The sequence below is a fragment of the Brevundimonas sp. 374 genome (genome assembly GCF_900102995.1).
Taxonomy (GTDB): domain Bacteria; phylum Pseudomonadota; class Alphaproteobacteria; order Caulobacterales; family Caulobacteraceae; genus Brevundimonas; species Brevundimonas vesicularis_C.
Genome location: NZ_FNKT01000002.1, coordinates 480,152 through 498,518, shown reverse-complemented (window position 1 = coordinate 498,518; position 18,367 = coordinate 480,152). Strand labels below are relative to the sequence as shown.

Annotated in this window: 16 protein-coding genes; 5 read left to right on the top strand and 11 right to left on the bottom strand. The window is 60.8% G+C overall.

Annotation, left to right across the window (positions count from 1 at the left end; translation table 11 throughout):
• Positions 1-125 precede the first annotated feature (125 nt).
• Positions 126-395 carry an HNH endonuclease gene (locus BLR19_RS15095; RefSeq protein WP_176758324.1) on the bottom strand — a complete coding sequence of 90 codons (270 nt, stop codon included), beginning with the start codon at positions 393-395 and terminating at the stop codon, positions 126-128.
• A gap of 108 nt (positions 396-503) precedes the next feature.
• Here BLR19_RS15095 and BLR19_RS09940 point away from each other — a divergent pair, with 108 nt between their 5' ends.
• Complete coding sequence (locus BLR19_RS09940) at positions 504-833, top strand: helix-turn-helix domain-containing protein (protein WP_091750485.1); 330 nt, start codon at positions 504-506, stop codon at positions 831-833.
• On the opposite strand, the gene BLR19_RS09935 is transcribed toward BLR19_RS09940, so the two are convergent.
• From BLR19_RS09935 to BLR19_RS09910, 7 genes are all read right to left on the bottom strand, one after another.
• Positions 830-2,950: a 3'-5' exonuclease gene (locus BLR19_RS09935; RefSeq protein ID WP_091750245.1), complete on the bottom strand. Its 2,121-nt coding sequence runs from the start codon at positions 2,948-2,950 to the stop codon at positions 830-832. The genes BLR19_RS09940 and BLR19_RS09935 overlap by 4 nt on opposite strands.
• A complete protein-coding gene (locus BLR19_RS14665; RefSeq protein ID WP_143007360.1) occupies positions 2,951-3,754 on the bottom strand; it encodes a phospholipase D family protein in 804 nt (267 codons plus the stop codon).
• A gap of 74 nt (positions 3,755-3,828) precedes the next feature.
• Positions 3,829-6,816, bottom strand: coding sequence for a site-specific DNA-methyltransferase (locus BLR19_RS09930; RefSeq protein ID WP_091750242.1), 2,988 nt, complete (start codon positions 6,814-6,816; stop codon positions 3,829-3,831).
• Positions 6,816-7,595 (bottom strand): hypothetical protein, encoded by a 780-nt coding sequence (locus tag BLR19_RS09925; protein ID WP_143007359.1) that lies wholly within the window; start codon positions 7,593-7,595, stop codon positions 6,816-6,818. Before BLR19_RS09925 ends, BLR19_RS09930 begins: the two co-directional genes overlap by 1 nt.
• Positions 7,596-7,636: 41 nt before the next feature.
• A complete protein-coding gene (locus BLR19_RS09920) occupies positions 7,637-8,545 on the bottom strand; it encodes a hypothetical protein (protein WP_091750236.1) in 909 nt (302 codons plus the stop codon).
• On the bottom strand, positions 8,542-11,562 hold the full coding sequence (locus tag BLR19_RS09915; protein WP_091750234.1) for a BPTD_3080 family restriction endonuclease: 3,021 nt from the start codon (positions 11,560-11,562) through the stop codon (positions 8,542-8,544). The genes BLR19_RS09920 and BLR19_RS09915 overlap by 4 nt, the downstream gene beginning before the upstream one ends.
• 601 nt (positions 11,563-12,163) lie before the next feature.
• Complete coding sequence (locus tag BLR19_RS09910; protein ID WP_091750232.1) at positions 12,164-12,628, bottom strand: Ros/MucR family transcriptional regulator; 465 nt, start codon at positions 12,626-12,628, stop codon at positions 12,164-12,166.
• A gap of 115 nt (positions 12,629-12,743) precedes the next feature.
• Between BLR19_RS09910 and BLR19_RS15090 the strand changes: the two genes are divergently transcribed.
• The gene (locus tag BLR19_RS15090; RefSeq protein WP_091750229.1) at positions 12,744-13,553 is read left to right on the top strand and encodes an Ivy family c-type lysozyme inhibitor; all 810 of its coding nucleotides are present in this window, start codon (positions 12,744-12,746) and stop codon (positions 13,551-13,553) included.
• Between the two features lie 168 nt (positions 13,554-13,721).
• Here the strand turns inward: BLR19_RS15090 and BLR19_RS09900 are convergent, their stop codons facing one another.
• The gene (locus tag BLR19_RS09900) at positions 13,722-14,399 is read right to left on the bottom strand and encodes a GIY-YIG nuclease family protein (RefSeq protein ID WP_091750227.1); all 678 of its coding nucleotides are present in this window, start codon (positions 14,397-14,399) and stop codon (positions 13,722-13,724) included.
• Between the two features lie 290 nt (positions 14,400-14,689).
• Here BLR19_RS09900 and BLR19_RS09895 point away from each other — a divergent pair, with 290 nt between their 5' ends.
• The 3 genes from BLR19_RS09895 (at position 14,690) to BLR19_RS14660 (ending at position 16,407) form a co-directional block, all read left to right on the top strand.
• A complete protein-coding gene (locus BLR19_RS09895; RefSeq protein ID WP_143007358.1) occupies positions 14,690-15,415 on the top strand; it encodes a hypothetical protein in 726 nt (241 codons plus the stop codon).
• Positions 15,396-15,737 (top strand): excalibur calcium-binding domain-containing protein, encoded by a 342-nt coding sequence (locus BLR19_RS15085; protein WP_091750221.1) that lies wholly within the window; start codon positions 15,396-15,398, stop codon positions 15,735-15,737. The genes BLR19_RS09895 and BLR19_RS15085 overlap by 20 nt, the downstream gene beginning before the upstream one ends.
• Before the next feature lie 202 nt (positions 15,738-15,939).
• Positions 15,940-16,407: a surface-adhesin E family protein gene (locus BLR19_RS14660; RefSeq protein ID WP_143007357.1), complete on the top strand. Its 468-nt coding sequence runs from the start codon at positions 15,940-15,942 to the stop codon at positions 16,405-16,407.
• Positions 16,408-16,625: 218 nt separating this feature from the next.
• Here the strand turns inward: BLR19_RS14660 and BLR19_RS09880 are convergent, their stop codons facing one another.
• Entirely contained in the window at positions 16,626-17,867 is a 1,242-nt protein-coding gene (locus BLR19_RS09880; protein ID WP_091750215.1) for a Y-family DNA polymerase, read from the bottom strand.
• Positions 17,867-18,241, bottom strand: coding sequence for a LexA family protein (locus BLR19_RS09875; RefSeq protein WP_091750212.1), 375 nt, complete (start codon positions 18,239-18,241; stop codon positions 17,867-17,869). Before BLR19_RS09875 ends, BLR19_RS09880 begins: the two co-directional genes overlap by 1 nt.
• Positions 18,242-18,367 lie beyond the last annotated feature (126 nt).

The following is an 18,367-nucleotide window of genomic DNA, read 5'->3' as shown; positions in this document are numbered from 1 at the left end:
CCGGCTTTCCCAGCCACCTCCCAAACTGGGCCGAGTTCGCCCCTGAGGCGCTTCCTAGTTAGCGCCCGTTAGCTTGGGAAAGGTGAAAATTTCGACCCGTGCCATACCGACTGAACGTGTCGGATTCAGAACGTCCGACGTTGGGCTTCCACCGTCGCAACATCAGGCGCTTCACCCGGCACGACGATGTTACGGATGTGGAGCTCACGGTCGCGCCTCCAGTGAAGATATTCGTCTAGCGTCTTGGCGAGTTTTGATCGGTTGCAGGCCCGGCAGCACAGGGTGAGGTTGCCCGGATTTCCGCTCCCTCCCCGGGCGACGGGGGTTAGGTGGTCTAGTTCTCCACCGCCTTTCAAGTCAGCCTCGCAATAGCGGCACTTGTCCCCGAGGAGCACTCGCAACCCCTGACTGAGCGGGTCACGGCGATGGCGGCCCGATTGCCGGAATGCCAGAACTGGCGCTCTGACTGCCCGCCGAGGCTCCGGTAGGTGAAGGTTTTCGGGTTGCCGTCATCGATCTTCACGCAACGGCATCAGGATTTCATCGCCTTCATCGCCTCAGTGCGGAGGGCGGCCGGCATCACTCAGGTCGAGCTCGCTGAGCGGCTGGGGAAGCCTCAGAGCTTCGTGTCAAAGGTGGAGCGGGGGGAACGCCGCCTGGACGTGATCGAGTTTTGCCAAGTTGCCGAGGCGCTGGGCAGGATCCGGCAGGGCTACTTCGTCAATTCGCCGGCAATGGTCGCCGATGACGATCCAGCTGCTAGGGCGCTAGACGCACCCCCTTGGCACACTTCCTGCGGCTTCGCGGCGAGCGACCCGGCACAGCCGGCTTAGATCGCCGTCGAGGCGTGAAGGTCAGTGAGAAATTCCGACCCCGGCGCTAGGCCTGTTACAAGTAGTCGATCTCGCGCGCGTGTCGCAGCGACGTAAAGCAGATAGCGCTCGGTTTCGTAGACGTCATCCAGGTCTGAGGCCTCGACGATTGAGTCGATGCGCTCGGGAAGTGGCAGTACGTCATCGTCACAGGCCATGACGATCACCCAACGAAACTCCAGACCCTTCGCCAGATGCATGGTTCCTATCGAGATGCGGCCCTCGATGTGTGCTTGCCTGTCGGAGATTTCGATACAGGCTAGGCCGGCTGCAGCCACGGCTTCGCGAGCACGCGTCAGCTCCTGACGCGAGCGGACAAAGACCCCGACTTGTTCGGCGGTAACGCCGGCTGCCAGCGCAGACTGGAGGTGCTCGGCGACAGCCGATTGCTCTTCCTGTTCCGAGCGGAACAGCCGGATTTCCGGTGCCGGGCCGTCGAAGACTGAGATCGTGCCGCGCCGGTCCTCGTCTCGTCCATCCACATCGCGCAGCACCGGCGGCAAGAGCGCGTCGGCTGCCTCCCGTATTTGCTGTGAGGTGCGGTAGTTGACCTTGAGCGTGGTCGAGCGGCCACGAATGTCGGCGCCCAGGTCCCTCCAGGAGTAAGGCTGCTGGAAGATGCGCTGGCCCAGATCACCGGCGAAGAACAGCCGATCCGCGCCCTCCGGCGGCACGATCGCGCACATCAGCCGCAACTCCGCGACACCCAAGTCCTGCGCCTCGTCGACAACGACATGGCCGAACGGCTTGTCGGCTCGATCGGCATAGTGGTCAGCCAAGCGGTTAAACGCCATGGGCCAGGTCAGCAGGGCCTGCTCCGTCAGCTTGCCGCGCGCACTCTCAAATATAGGCCAAAGAGCTTGCCGCTGGCGGGAACCCAAACGGCTCTTGCGGCCAAGGCGCGGGACGACGTCATAGTCGTCCGCAGATTTGACTTCGCGCGGGTCGATGACCTGAGACCATTCTACCAGCAAGAAGCGGGTTGAGAATCCCTTCAGGCCTAGTTCGGCAGCCGCCTCCGCCAACGCGGCCTCGACCTGCTGCTCTGAAGCGATCCTCGGCTTGCGGCCGAAGGCGAGTTGGAACAGCTCCATCGCCAGGGCTTGGAATGAGGCGACAGTGATCCGTGGGGCGACTGACCGATCGGGTCCCATCAGCACGGCCAGCTTGGCTTCGAGATGGCGGGCCAAAGGCTCGGAGAAAGTCGTCAGCAGGACGCGTGCATCGGCATCCGCTCGCGCGGCCTTCACGGCGCGGTGCAGGGCGACGACCGTCTTGCCCGTTCCAGCCGATCCCGCTACCCGGGCCGGGCCGTTGTATCGACGCTCGACCACCGCGCGCTGCGAGGGGTGCAGGAATACCGACCATTTGTCCCAAGGCGCATCCAAAGCGGTGGCCAGTTCGTCCGCATTCTCGAAGGCGACGAAACGGCGACGGGCGTCCGGATGCTGATATGGATCAGGAGAAACTGGTTCGAGCTGCGGCTCGGGCGGCTTGAACCGACCGGTCGAGGCGTATTCCAACAGCGCCTCGGCAGCCTCCCCGGGCAGGTGCTGCACCAGGTCGAAGAAGGCGTCCTCGGTGGTGCGGCGCACCGGCGCGGTCCAGTCGGCCGGCACGCCGACGGCCAGAAGCACCTCATCGTCCAGACCATCGAACAGGAACCGCGCCGGCGCTTCATGCACGGTCGCGATGGCGGGTTCGGGTTCCGCCCACATACGTGCCAGATCAGGCTGAGCCTCCTCGACCCGCTCCAGACTCTCGACGATCTGAACAGCGCCCGTGCGCGGGTGGGTTTCGATCCGCCGCCGCTCGGCCCAAGCGTAGGCTTCATCGTGATGATCGACATAGGCGACCAAGAGGCTCGCGCCTGTTTTGTGCAAGATCAGGCGGATGTCGCGATTGACCCGGGCCGACCAGAAGTTTGGATCCTTGGACTTGTCGATCCGATGCATCTGCAACCCCGGCGCAGACGGGTCGAGCTGCAGGTCCATGACGCTGACCTTCACTGCCTTCTGGTCTTGCGCCGGCAGGCGGGCGAGGGCGTCGGTGAAGCTAGCGGCGAGGCGGAAGTCCACCTAGATTACGATCCACGATCGGCCAGAAGTCCACAATGGATTTGGCGCTGCTTTCAACATAGCTCGAAGCTCGGCGAAGTTCGGATCGTTTGGTCGTATCACCTTATAGCTGAAAAAATTCTTTGCTCGCCTTCGCATCTGCAAAATCGCTGGCCTTGGCGGGTGGGCGTCCGTTACTTCAATCGTCAAATTGTGGTGATGACGCACGACGGACCTTTGAACCGCGACATTGGACGGGTCATTCTCATTGACTAATGTGAAACTTGGAAGCGAAACCTGATCATAATCTAAGCCAAAATAGCTTTCCCATACCGGTCGAGGCGGCTGAACTTGACTTTCTCGCCCCTTACCTTGTTCGAGGGTGAGTTCCATAACTAGAGTTTGTAGCTTTGACTGTTGGGCACCCTCTGCTGGCGGAATTTTTGGCGGTCGGTATTTGGAAGAGAGAAACTGGAGATCATCGAGAGACATCTCAGTTATGCACAGCGCCCTTACGGCAGCCCGGACTGCCTCCAAGCGTGTTTTCCCGTCGAATTTTACGATCGCCTCAATAAGGTGGTCACGCGAATTGATGGAGACGTTTGCAGAGCCCACGAACGCGCTTCGATCGAATGCGAACATCTTCGCGTGGAGCTTTCGCGCGCTAAAAATATGGACGCCGGCTTTCCTAAGCTCGGCCAGTGATGACGGGTGAGTTGCTCCGGATCTGACGGTTGGAATCGTTGCGTCAACAACTAGGAAGCTACCTGCTCGAAGAGGAAGCAGCTCATGCCCACCCCTTCCAAAGTAGGCGACTGCCGCCATGGAGGGCTCTTTCGCAGCCCGCGCTGCTTTCGTGATGGTGGCCCATACACGAGGAGTGACAAGTTCAATCTTACTCACACCCTGAACACCTTCATCACCTCGTCGCCGAAGTGGTTGATCACCTTCACCGCGATCCGGCCGCTGCTCGGCCGGTCGAACGGCCGCGACACGTCGCGATACAGCGTCGACCAGGCGATCTCGTCGATCTCGGCCTTCAGCGCGGTCTTCAACGACTTGTAGGGATCGTTGGCACCCAGGAAGTAGGCGTGGCGAACGAAGAAGCTTTCCTCGTCATAGTCGGTGTCGATGAACCAGGCGGCGATCGACTTGGTGTCGCCACTGCGGATGTCGCCGGTGTTGGGGTCGAACACGTCCACGCCCAGCACCTTCACCTGAAGCTGGTCGCCGGCCACTGTCTCGATCTCGACGTCGGGCTCGCCGAAGACGATGAACAGGTTGCCCTTGCCGGTGTTCTTCAGCTCCCCTGCCATATGCAGGTCAGGATTGATCTTGGCGCGCAGGATTGGCAGCGGGCCGAGGCGGTTCAGCTCCGACGCATGGGCCTCGAAGTTGAAGGCGGCGGCGATCATGACATCGAAGCGGGCGTCGGTCGCCTCGCGGGCGGCGGCGGTCAGGTCGGGGCGGCTGGTGGTGCCGAACTCCGGGCCGATGAAGATGGCGGCGCGGCGCTCGACCTGTTCGCCCTCAGGCCCTTCCAGGAACCGACCCTCAGCGGCGATGTATTCGCCGGGCCATGGGGTCAGGCTGGTGAATTCGATCCGGTCGGCCTTCGCCCCCTGCTGCACGCCACTGGTCTTCAGGTTCTCCAGCACGATCTGGGCGAAATCGGCGGGCGGGGCGCTGGCCAGGTTGCGGCGGCGCTTGCCCTCGCTGGCCTGAACCTCGTCCCAGGCGGCGTCGGCGTCCGAGGGCACCACGCGGTGCGGCGACAGGCTCTCGACCGTGAATGGCCCGGCGACCCGCACCCTGGCCTTGTCCTCATAGGGCCGGTCATAGAGCAGTTCGACATCGGCGCGCTTGGCGATGCTGGCGTCGATCTCCTTCTGCCGGGCGATGCGGGCGTTCCACCAGTCGCGGTGTAGCGTGATGGCGGGGTCGTCCCAGCCGATCTGCGCCTCGCGAGGGATTTCCCACTCTTCGTAAGTGCGCCCCGTCTGGCGGTTCAACGCCTCGCGCAGAGGCTCCAGCTTCGCCTGCCACTGCTCCCAGATCACGTCGATCTCGGCGTTGTTTGCGACCGCTCCCGACGTAACCGTCTTGGCACGCTCGTAGACAAACCCTTGGCGGATATCGCCTTGAGCATTCGTCATGGGCTGGGCGACGCCCGAAACCTCCTGTTCCTTTTTCCGGCCCTCCGGACTGTCAGCCATCAAGTAATATGGATATCGCGCGCTCATCAGCCGGGTCCGGGCCAAGGCCAAGGCGACGCGGCTGGTATCCATGGTGATCCAGCGGCGGCCCCAATGCTCGGCGACGTAAGCCGTGGTCCCTGATCCACAGGTGGGATCGAGCACTAAGTCGCCCGGATCAGTCGTCATCAGCAAACATCGCTTCACAAGCTCGACGTTTGTTTGCACCACATAAACTGGCGATGCAGCGCCTCCGATGCCGTCCCACCAGTTAGATATCTGTTTGATGGAGGGAGACGGCGAAAACCGAATGAAGCGGACATCCCGGTCTAGCGGAGCCAATCGTCCCGCCAAGCCTAACCGCGTCATACCCGGCGTCGCATCGTCGTCCTCAACAACAGTATGCTTCCAGCAATTTCCCGCCGTAATCGGGAAGATGCGGCCCTCATAATGGAAGGGATGTGACTGGTTCCGACGATGGCCGCCGCTCTTAAGCGGATTGAGGCCGTAAGCTCGGGCCGAAGGGTGGCGCTGACGGAAGCTCAGATAGTCGTTTCGGTAGTCGATACCGTCACGTTCAGACAGAGCGCCGATTGAAAGCCTTTCTCCAGAATTCAGCTCTACATATGGGAAATCATCGAATATTTCTCCGTCTTCTCTAACATCCCATATTGGTCGGAATTTTATTCTTTGAGCATTCTTTGCATAAAAAATAATGTAATCATTTACAGCGTTTATGGTATTGCTTGTTTGGCTGCCTTTTTTCTTTGCCAGAATTTCAGCAATAAAATTCTCATTTCCAAAGACTTCGTCCATAACCGCTCGCACGCGATGGACATTCTCGTCGCTGATCTGCACGAACACTGACCCCGTCTCGTGCAACAACTCCCGCATCACCGTCAGCCGGTCGCGCAGATAGGTGAGGTAGGAGTGGATGCCGTCCTTCCAGGTGTCGCGAAAGGCCTTCACCTGTTCCGGCTCTCGACTGATGTCGGTCTGTTTGCCGTCCTTGACGTCGCGGCTTTGGGTCGAGACCTGCCAGTTCGAGTTGAACTTGATGCCGTAGGGCGGGTCGAAATAGATGCACTGCACCTTACCGGCCAGACGCTCCCGCTCGGCCAGGGACGCCATGACCTGAAGGCTGTCGCCTAGAATCATCCGGTTCGACCAGTGTTGGTCGTGCTGATAGAATTCGGTCTTCGCCTCAGCGTCGATGCCGTTGAAGTCGGCGAACAGGTCGATGGTGTCGGGCTGGGCCGCCTCGCCCTTCGCCGCCTCCGACCGTCGCTTCAGGTCGTCGATGATCGCCTTGGGGTGGATCTTCTCCTGGATATACAGCGGCGGCGTCTGGACGATCAGGTCCGACCAATCCTGGGTGTCCTTGCCGCGCCAGACCAGTTGCGCGTCGCCCAGTTCGACCTCGCCGGTCGCGGCCAGTTGCTGAACTTGCGCCTTCGTCAGCCGGATGCGCGCGCCGTTCCAGACGATCTGGGGGTCCAGGTCCTCGTCCCGCTCGCGCCGCTCGCCCTCCGCCAACGGTCGCGCGCGCGGATAAGCCACCGGCTGGGCCGGATTCATCTCCTCCAGATACTCGGCCGTCGACTGCAACTCCGCCGTCGGAATATTCTTCCGCGTCGCATCGTCGTGAACCAGGGTCGAAACCTGTTTGGGGCCTTTGGGCGGACGGGCCATCAAGCGGCTTCCCTTGTTTGAGTGTTCTGGCGCGAGATGAAAAGCCGCTGACGCGAGGCCTCCATCAGTATCTTGTCTGTGTAGCGGAGCGCTCGCGGGCCCGCGCCGAAAACATCTGACAGAGCGGAGACAGCTTCATTGATCTGAATCGCCTGCTCCAATGTCGGGACGCGCCCAACCTTTTCATCGCACAGACCCAGTTCGCGGACCGACGCCGCCAGGTGGAGATCTGGTTTGACCGCCAGCCCGAGATCGGTGAGCAGATGTAGGACCGTGATGTGGCCCCATCCCCGCCCCAGCTCTCCCTGAAGCTTTGGTACCAGCCGTGAAAGCGGCACGGACCGGAGATGGCGCGCGGGCCGTTCGCGGTCAACCGAGACCCAATCCCGCAGAAGCTGGGCGGCGCTCTGAATTCGAAACAAGCGATGCATAGCCACGATGGGGCGCACGCGCGCCTTGTCGAACAGGTCGCCTTCGCCGCGATAGAAGTCTTTTCGGTCTTGGCGCCCCTCAAAGGACAGCTGCATCACCGTCGCATCCAGGCCGATGCGGGCCCAGGCGCCTGCCATGTGCGGTTCCAGCATGGCGATGTTGTTCTCGGCAGCCTTAACGCGCGTAGCTGCGTAGAGCGGCTTGTCCCAGACCACCCGCCAAACCTTCTCCGCGTCCGCCTCCGCCGGATCGACGACGGCGTCTCGCAGGCGTTCCGCCTCGCGATGCCCGGCTGAACCGCGCAAGGCGACTTCCCAGTCCTGAAGGCGTGACATCGCAGCGGCCATCGCGTGCGCGTCGGGCTTTATGACGGCGTCTCTCGCTCCGCTCACGACAGGCCCTCCAGAACATGCCGGACAGCGGCGGCATAAAGTGCGATCCGCTCGGCTAGCCAATCCGTCGCTCGATCCCAAGTGGAACGGTCCGCCAAATCGATTTCCAGGCGCGAGGCGAAGGGATATGCCGCTTCGCCCAATCCCACACCCAAGCGAGCCGCGAGTGCAGCGGCGTTGGGAATGAGCACCTGCTCCAAAGTGGCCTCGCCCCGACCGCGCCCGCCGCGCAAGAACACGCCGACACTGTGTTCGCCTACCCAGGCCGAGATGACGACATCGGCGACCCCCGTCGGAACCCAACGCCCCGGTGACGAGGCGGGGGTCAGCCCTGAGCCGGGATGCCGCTGAACGGCATGATCCCAAAACGCCTGTCGGCGCGCGCTGGCGGGCGATTGCTCGGCCACCTCATTGGCGACTTCCTGAAGGCGGCGATCCCAGTCGTTCGGCCGTTCCAGCACCTCGAACAGGGGCGCGAACGCCGAGTCTCCGATCCTGACGACCCTCAGCTTGACGGCGAAGAAGCTGGCTCCGTCGCTAGCGTGTTGGTTCAGCCAGCGAACCGCCGAAAGATGCTCGTCGCGAAACGCTGGCGCGACCCAGACGACCGTCTTGGCGTCCAAGCCCGTCAAATAGGTCAGTATCTGGCCAAGATGCCGATGGTCGCCTTCCTCGAGCTGGTTCTCGATCAGAACGCGGTCGTTCGTCCGGACGTCGCGCGCCAGAATGTCGGCCGCGAAGCGCCCCACACGGACCTCCTGCCCTTCCAGTTGCAACTCGAGACCAAGCTCTCGACCTAGGCGGTCGAGGTTTGACGCCAGCCACGGGGTGAACACGGTCGCCTCGTGCGTCCACGCCGCGCGCACGGCGACGTCCTCCAGCGTTCCGAAGATGACCTCGGTCATGGCTTTTGCATGCGCCCGACGAGCACATCGAACTGATCCTGCGCAGCGTATATGTCGCGGAACTCCTCGAACGCCCAGCGCCCCTGAGTGCCCAGGCCGTTCACACCCGGAACCCAAAGCGTCTTCATCGTTTCGGCCTTGAGCTGCGCGTCGACGCCCCGATAGCCCTTGGTCTCCAAGATCAGATTGAGCGGTTCGTCGCCGCCGTCGTCGATGCGCACGATGAAGTCGGGGACGTAACGGCGCGGCACGGCGCCATCGCGATAAGGCACCTCGAACTGCATGCCCTGGTTTTTCACATAGGCGATAACGCGCGGATGGCGCTCCAGCACTCTGGCCAGTTCCGCCTCCCAGTCGCTGTCGAGGACGACATGGCTGACATGGCTGCGATCCGGCTCGGTCGTCCAAACGCCCTTGGTCGTGTTGAAGTTGACGAAGCGGGTCGATCCACGCGGGTTGTAGGCGTCCAGGATCGCCTTGATCCGCTTCTCTCCCTGAACACCTCGCTGGCAGGCCAAGAAGATCAGTTCAGCCGCCTTGCCTTCCAGCTCCGGATAGCGGATCGCCCCGATCGGTACGCCCTTGGCCGTCAGGTAGCCCTCGCTGATCCAGCGCCGCGCGATCCGCTGGAGATCGCCGAACAGGTTCATCGGCGGGTCCTGCCCCTCGTCGCGATAGCGGGTGAACAGCAGCCGCTTGGCGATGTGGTAGGACAGCTCGCTGGGCCGGGTGGACTCGATGATCTCGGGCGTCAGTTCGACGCCTTCACCGACGATCCCCTCGTTTTGCACGATCGACGGGCCGACATTGCCGGGATTCAGTTCGAGCCGGCTGTCGTCCGTAAACTCGGCTGTGATCCGTTCATCCGGCAGGTCGTAGCGGTAACCCTCGACGCGCGGGAAGATGATTTCTAGCTCAGGCTTGTCGACCAACCGCTCTTTGACCGCCTGGACCCGCGTGGACTTCGCCGGCTTCTTGACCTTGGCGACCACAGGCTCGGCGGTGAAGTTGAACGGAATGCCGAGGATGTCGGCATACTCCACATCAAACAGACCTTGGGCGTTCAAGTCGTAGGACTGGCGACGGAGGCCCCGGCCTACGACCTGTTCGCAAAGAAGTTGGGTCCCGAAGGCGCGCACGCCCATGATGTGGGTGACCGTATTGGCGTCCCAGCCTTCGGTAAGCATTGACACCGAGACCACGCAGCGAATTTGCTCGCCCAGACGCCCCTTGCGGCCCACCGTGTTCATGACCTCGCGCAAAACGTCCGTGTCGGTCAGTCCTTCGCCAGCGCGCTGGTCACCGGTGCGTTCGATCAGTTCGCGTTTGAACTGCTCGATCTCCGAACCCATCAAGTCGCGGTAGCTTGCGTCCAGAGCCTCGCCCGCCTCGAGCGCCTCGGAGTCTACCAGCAGGGTGTTGAATCGCGTCAGGCGGTTGCCATGCTGGTCGTAGTTGCGGAACAGCTCAAGGTGACCGGCGTGGCGGAACCGCATCTCGCCATCCTCATCGGGCCGCTCGAAGCCCGAAATCCACTCATAGACCAGCTTGGACGTCGCGGTGTTGTTGCAGACGACGATGAAGACCGGCGGCGTCTCCAGTCCTGCTTTCTCCCACTCGTCGAAGGTCTTCACATAGTGGCTGTAGAGGGCGTAGAGCGCCGTCTGGAGTTCGGCCGGGAAGGTCGCCGCCAGTGGGTCCAGGTCGCCCGACTTGCCTGCGCCCTTCTTGGGCATCCGCTTACCGATATGCTCCCACAGCTCGCGATAGATGGGGGCGTCGCCCGTCACGGCGTTGTCAGCGACCGGGATGCGCGGAAGCTTCACGATCCCGCACTCGATGGCGTCCATCAGCGAGAAGTCGGATACCGTCCAGGGGAACAGCGTCCCTTCCCGATAGCCGGAGCCTCGCAGGAAGAAGGGCGTGGCGGAAAGGTCATAGACCATCTGCACGCCGACCTTGCGCTTTAGCGCTTCCAGGCCGGAAATCCAGAGGCGCGCCGCCTCGGTATTGCGCTTGGCTTCCTCTCGCTCCTCGGCGGTGACCGGCGTCTCGGCGTCGCCATCCGGTCGTTCGCGATAGCAGTGGTGCGCTTCGTCGTTAATCACCACGACGTTCTTGAAGCCGAGCAGTTCGCCGCAGGCGCGCTTCAGCATGGCGCCTTCTGTCTCTAGCGTCTGGACCGGCTCGCCACGTCCCTGCAGGAAGGCGCGCCCGACCTTGCTCAGCTCCATCGTCTCCTTGCGCTTGAACACGTGGTAGTTGGTCAGCACGACCTTGGCTTTGCCCATGTCCGCCAGAAGGTCCTGGGGGACGAGTTCCCGACGGGCGTAGTAGTTGTCCGGGTGACTGGGCAGCAGGATCTGAAGCCGATCCCGAATGGTGATGCCCGGAGCCACGATCAGGAAGGCGCGGCTGAAACGGTCGCTGTTGGGCACCCGGACGGCGTTGAGGGTCTGCCACGCGATAAGCATGGCCATGACCGTGGTCTTACCGGCGCCGGTCGCCAGCTTCAGCGCCATGCGCATCAGGTCTGGATTGGCGGACTTGTTGGCCTGCTCGATATTGCGCCAGATCGGTGCGTGCTGCTTCTGGCGCGGTGCGACCTCGGTCAGCCAGATGGCCGTCTCGACCGCTTCGAGCTGACAGAAGAACGGACGCACCGTCTCGAAGTTATGGTGACGCCAGAACTGGAGAAGGCGCTGGGTAACGGGCGAGACGCCCCAGTCTTGGGGGTTCGGCAGACGACGCCAGTTCGAGACGTGAGTCCGAATCTCGTTGATGTTCTGGAGGGTGTAGGCTTGCCCCTCTTCGTCCTCCTGGCTGAACAGGTCTTCCTGTTTGGCCTTCTTGCTCTGCTTCTTGGCTGCTGGGACCGGGGAGATGAGCTCAGAGCGACGCCGGCCGTCGATCGGCGGTAAGTTGAGAGGCTGCCCCTTATCGTCGAGCGCGTGATGCCGGTCCGGCTCCTTGTAAGGGGAGTTCAGAATCGGATTCTCGAAAAAGCCGTCAGCCAACTGGTAGTCCCCCTCGTCGCCAGCAGTTAGCCGGCCTCCCCAAGCGGGCGCAACCGGTCCGCGAGTATCCGCTTCAGAATGCTCTCACAAACCTCATCTTCAAAGATAGCGGCCCAAAGCCCTCCCACCGCATACCCAAGCAACTCCCCAGCGGAAGCACCTTCCGGCTTATCCCGGCCGGGCGTTAAAGCTAGCGCTGCTCTGGAAAGGTGGTGCCGCTTGCGTGACTCGAACACGCGACCCCCGCATTACGAATGACCCACCAAGGCTAGAGGCACTCTGGCGTGGGAACTCGATATAGACTGGGATTTGCGCGCTTTCGCCCGCTTCCGTCGTCCGATCCTGCTGGAAGTGGTGGTGCCGCTTAGGTGACTCGAACACCTGACCCCATCATTACGAATTCGACGGAAGCAAATCCGTCAAATTCAGCCAGCGCATGGCTTCTGGCACCATTTCGCTGACGGCAAAAGGCCCTTACCCACACACTACCCATTCTGGGCCGAGTGTTCAGCTTGGGCGCTTCCTAAGTTACGATCGTTAGCTCAGTCGGACTTCAAATTTCGACCTGCGCCATACCTGCAAGGCCCAACGGACCGGAAGCTCACTTCGGTGAGCGGTCGCGCTTCGGGGACGGCTTCGAGCCAGCCGCAGAAGGCGTAAATTTGCGCCCTTTCGCGCCAAGTCCAATCGACTTTGCCAACTCAGACCGACGGGCTGAGTAGGCGGGCGAGACCATCGGGTAGTCAGACGCTAGCCCGTAGCGATCGCGGTATTCATCAGGCGTGAGCCCGTTGGTCGACAAGTGACGCTTCAGCGACTTGTAGGTTCGGCCGTCCAAGAAACTGACCAAACCTTCGTCGGTGATCGACTTCCGGATCTGGCCAGCACTTGCACGAGCGTAGATTTCGACCGCTTCCGGTTCAGGCTGGCCGACGTTCGCAAGGGCAGCATGAGTGGAATAGATCAGGTCTCCGATCCGCTCGGGCGGAAGGTCATTGTTGGACACGTAGTTGGCTACGATCCCGACGGTCATGTCGAGAAGCGAGGGTGTCGGCTGATCGGTCATGTGGGGCTCCCCTCTAGGCGCTGGCCGAACCCCAGACGGATCGACACTCCAAGTCTACCGTAAGCCGACACTTTCAATGTCTGCAATGGGTGGAAAGCGGACCTGAGTGAGTGCAATGCTTCAAGCTATGCAGGCTACGCCGCTGCAACTCATTGGAGAATCTGCCGTGCGGAAATACCTGATTATCGGCACTGCCGCTTTTCTAGCCAACTGCGATCAAGCGCCGGAAGTTTCGACAGTGGCAGCACTACTGCGGGACGGCCTTCCGGCTGCCTGCTCACATCAGGCGACCATGGCGGCACTCACTTCCGAAACGAGCAAATATAAGGGCACCGTAAGCTCCATCACCTTCGCGGGGCGAGACGCGTCTCTTTCCCAAGTCACGTGCGACGCAACGATAGGGGATGTGTCGATAACCTATCAGGTCAGAGAGAACTTGGCTCTGCCGGGCACTGTCACGGTCATCGTCAACCATCCACCGGCTTCTCCTGTCTCTTCTCCTGCAAACAGCGCTCCACCGGCTCTGCAGCCACGCCCGACGTTGGTGTCGGCGCGGGGGTACACCTTCAACGTCCCTACCAATTATCCTGCGGCATACTCCCTCTGGCGTCAGCAGACGGCCAGCCTTCCAATTCAGGGCCGTCCTTGGGTTAGATCGCTGAGCGGGACCGCTGCGGAGGTTAGAAATGTGCGCGTGAACGGAGACGAGTATCTGTATGGGTGGGTCTGCGAGCCCCACAACTGTGGTGGGAACGAAGCCGCCCTGCTGTTGACTCGCGATCAAGGCAGAGTGATCGGCCTCGTGCGACTCACCAATGAAAGGCGCGAAATCAACGACTATCAAGTAGGAACGCCAACTGGGCCGGAAACCCGCTGTTTACAGTTCTTCCTTGAGGATCGTTCTGACGCCACAACTTGCTTCTGATCCGGATGAAGCGTGTAGAGCAGGCGAATCGGGACTAGTCCAAGCTGTCCGCCGTCTACCTTGTGGCCCGCCGCAAAAGGCGTTGTGGGGCCTCTACGGGTCGATTACAGCCTTTGGCATTGCCGCCCAAATCTGACGCTCAGCTTTGTGTAAGAGCTTGGCCTGGCCTCACACATCGGCATCGTCGTCGTGGGGGTAAGTTGCTTCGTAGTGCTCGGATATTGTGCGTCCATCGGCAGCCTTCCAGTAACGACCAGGCTGAACTGCATACGGTGCGCCCGAAACAATCTGCTGAGCTCGGGTGAGCGATACAACCTCGTCCCTCAAACGAACTTTCTTGGCCTCGACGATTTCGATCACGTCGCCAGTCTCGACGTGGATCAGTTCAGATCCGATCGCCAAGCCCATTTCCTCGAAATTGAGAGGGGGCCTGCGCTTCTTCTGTTCGAAGCTCCGTTCGGCTTCATAGGCGCGAGGCTCGTCCTTCTTTACCTCACGCTCTGCCGCAGCCTCGGCTTCCGGTGTCAGATCGGTGCCTGGAAATGCGTTGAGTAGTTCAATCAGCCGGAACGGCTCCACCGAGAAAAACTCACGAGCAGGATTCACCCTTTCGCGACCGAACGCGATGTGGAGAGCCTTCTCGACCTTCACGGCGTCATGCACTCGTCTCGCTACAGCAACGCGGAAAGGCAGGGGCACACCGGTGGCTCGGCTCAACTCGGCGACACGTCGTTCAACCGTATCACCGGAGGTTCTGCCGATCTTGACGATGCCCGGCATGGCCTCGTTGGTCAGAACGTACACGATGCCTTCGATCGTGAGAGAGATTGGTGTTTCGTACATCATGCCGCGATCATATGAAGGGGGTTCAAGCTATATCCATAGCTGTCTCGCAGTGAAATTAACGAGAAACCGTGAAGAGTGCGTCTCACGTAGACACACGTTGTGGCTGTGGTTAGTTTCCTAGCGTTCACCCTCAGTGGACCGGCGGCTCAGCAGCCTACCCAGCTTTTCCCGCAAGGGGTTGGGTCGCCATTTATCCCCCAATCATTGTGCTAGACTCACGCTAAGGCTGTGCTAGATCGCGGTCCTGCCGGGACAGAGGGTCCCGCCGCTTACCGATCTTGGGGGATCTCTTGAATAAGCTTCTCGCGCCCGTGGTGTGCGCTTCTCTTGCCGTGTCCGCTTGCGCAACAAGCTACTCCGTCAAGCCTGTCGCAGCTGAAGGCCAGACAATTCGTTATGTGTCCGGCCAGGCAACGACCTTTGCCGAAGGCCGCAACGGCTCCGTGCAGGTCACGCCCCTAGGGGTGAATGAGAAGGGTCGCCTAGTCTTTGGCGTTGCAGCGTTCAACAACGGCAAAGAATCCGCGACCCTGGGCGTCGAAAACATGACTGCCACGGCTGGTGGTGCGCCCCTTCGCATTTTTACCCATGCAGAGCTTGAGCGAATGGCGAAAAACGACGCCACGATCGCGATGGTCGCTATGGCCGTAGCAGGTGCTGCGTCTGCGTATGCGGCAACACAGGGTCCGACTTACACAAGCACGATGACGACGCCACGCGGGGTCTACACGTATCAAGCGACCGATCACCTGGCGCAGGCGGCGGTCGCTGGGGCGGCTGTCGCTGGTACAGCTCTCACAATGAAGCAGATCAACGACAACCTCGACGGCACGCTAGCCGCTCTACAGGGTCAGATTCTTCAGACCACCACCATCGATCCAGAAACGTCCTTTGGGGGGCAGGTCGTCACGGACCGGGTGGCGATCCCAAGCGAGGGGTCCTTGGACGCTCTTCTAACCGTCTCGTTCAACAGCGACGTCTATCAGTTCCGGTGGGATGTCTCGAAGGCTCAATAAGGCCGCTAGTGCCCTACTAAGTTTGGCTGGCTTAGCCTGCTCAGTTTGGCCCATGGCTGCCATCGCTCACTCCGGCGGCTTGAATGCCGAGGGTTGCCACAACGATCGCCGCAACGGTGGCTATCATTGCCATCGCGGAGGCGGAAGTAGATCAGCGCCCTCTAGTCGCCAGGGTTTCAGCTCGGCACCTTCTGGCGGCAGGGCGTTCGCAAACTGCTCTGCGGCTAGGGCGGCCGGAGCGACGCCGGTAAGACGAGGTGATCCTGGATACGGGCCTCACCTTGATCGAGATGGTGACGGCGTGGGGTGCGAGCGGGGCTAGAACGGCTAGAGCAACAAGCGGAGGTTCAGAATGGTACGACCTTTTTGAAATAAAAACCTCTAGGGCGCAGAGATAATCAACCTTTATTTCGCTGCAGAAGATAAAAACCTTATCAAACACAATTATCAAAAATCTGTACGTCGAATGTATCGGACGAGTCGTGAAACTAATCAACTTTCTTGTTTGAATTCGAGTTATAATTGTGGTTCGTTTTAGTGTTGTGATGCGGGCACTTGTATTTTTTGCCGTAGCTGTGATGGCTTGTGCTACTGAGGCTCAAGCTCAATCGTCATGGATCTATGTGATCGATGGAACCGACCACATAACTGGTTTGAACAATAATTCTCGGACGAAAGTTGGAGCCTATTACCGAGCTTGGTTCGTCCGCGTCGTGAAAGTAAGAGAACTCGGTTACGACTACACTTTGATGCATTATGAGGCCGATTGCTCGGCTAATCGCATGAGGCGTTTGGCGTTTGCCGCCTACAAGCTCGACGGATCGAATGAGTTTGGTTCTTCAGAGATTGAGCCTTGGGAAGCCATTTTCCCGGAGTCCATCGCCGAAGCGATGAAAGACGAGGTCTGCAATCCCGCCCTGCTCGAAGAGCCTGGGTTCGACAACGCTAAGGCCTTCGCTCAATGGGGGCGGGCAAGTCTGCTAGCCGACTAAGACTCTAGCTTCCGAAGCGATGGGCGAGATTTCGGCAGCCCCACGCGGTGTCTGATCCCGGCGTCGGCTTTCTACAAGTTCACCGACGCCGAGCTCGGCCAGAAATGAAAGGCCGAGCGGGCTGTCTCGATGACGGGGGAGGCCTGGATACAAACCGCGCTACTGACCGTAGCTAATAAGATCGAGGGGGGCTCACAGCACATGCCGGTCCTCGGGTCTTAGGTGCTTGCTTCCATTAGATCGCTAAACCGTGTCGTGTAGCGGGGCGACCGATTGTTAGCTCTGGTGGACCAAGCAGTTGTCTTGCTGATCCCGCCTGGGCGTACGGTGCCTCGGCCAAAGCGCGCGTTTACAGCATCCAACGCCGCCATCAGCCTCTCTGAACGCACAGGGTCGCTCGTCGGCAGCAAGTTGGAAGTCGCTTCAGCCACGGCCTGAAGGTCCAGCAGGATCACCCCACACTTGGCGTAGCGAAGGCATGGTCTCCACATCGAACGGCCCGCGCGGACGGCCTGACGGATGATGGCAAAGCTGTCGTTGGTCGGCTCAATCTCAAACGACCGCTGGCCGTTGTACCAAGGTTCGCCCGAGTGCGGGTTGGTGTGAAAGAACACCTGCATCGCCGTGGCGGCCAGACCGTGTGTCCGGCACTTTTCAGCGGCTCTTGACGCATGAGCAGTAAGCGCTTCCCTCATGTCTTCCCAGGTCTCTACAGGGCGTCCGAACATGCGAGTGACGGACACCGTCTGCTTCTTCGCCGGAGCCAGCGTCAGAGGCATGCAGGACACCCCATTGAGTTCTGCATGGGTTCGCTGGCCGGTGACGGTCATCAGCTTCCTGATCGACGCCGAGGGCAGGCTGGCGAACTGATCCACCGTGAAGATGCCGAGCCCGTTCAGCTTGGCCTGCGACGCTCCGCCGACGCCCCAGATTTCTGAGATAGGCATTTCGGTGAAGGCCTGACGACGGGTTTCTAAATCGCTGAAATCGGACACGCCGATGTCCGTGCCCTTGGCGTGTTTGTTGGCCAGCTTGGCGAGCGTTTTGGTCGGGCCGATACCGACGCAGGTGGGGATCTTGGCGATCTGTCGAACCCGGTCGCGGACACGCCGGCAGTAGTCCACCCGCGCGAACTGAGTCAGGTCCAGGAACATCTCGTCGATGGAGTAGGGCTCCACGCGCTGAAAATGCTCTGACAGCACCTCAAACACCCGCCGGCTCATGTCCCCATAGAGCGCGTAGTTGGACGATTTGGCGATGACGTTGCGGAACTCAGGCCTTCGTTTCGACAGGTGCCAGACCTCGCCCATCTTGATCCCGAGCGCCTTGGCCTCTGCTGATCGGGCTATGGCGCAGCCGTCGTTGTTGGAGAGCACGATGACCGGCTTGCCCCTCAGCGTCGGATCGAAAGCCCGTTCGCACGAGACATAGAAATTGTTGCCGTCGATCAGCCCGAACATCAGACGTCTGTTCGCACCAAGGCGGCGATCATGGCCCACACCTCGGTGTCCTCGCTGATCGGCTGGGGCGCGTAGTTGGATGGCTCTAGCCACCACTCGCCATCCTTCTCGGTCAGGATCGCCAAGACAACGTCACCGTGAACGAAGGCGACGCAGACCTTGCCGGACTTGGGCTCCCCGTCGGTGTTGACCACCAAGATGTCGCCGGAGTGGATGCCGCGCTTCCGCAGGCCGTCACCCTTCACCCGCACGGCGTAGCGCTGTGGGCGTCTCAGCTCCAATAGCTCGGCAAGGTCAGGGACGGCTTCAACGTGATCCTGGGCAGGACTCTGAAAGCCGGTGGTTTCGTCCCCTCTGTATGCCTTAGCGCCCATGACGAGAACATATGCAGAACATTACCTTGTGTGGAAAGGCGTCTTGATGATGACCTGTGGACGGAGCATCCAGTTCGGTTGAACAAATCCACTTGCGAAACCGCGTTATTGCGCAGTTAGTCCAAG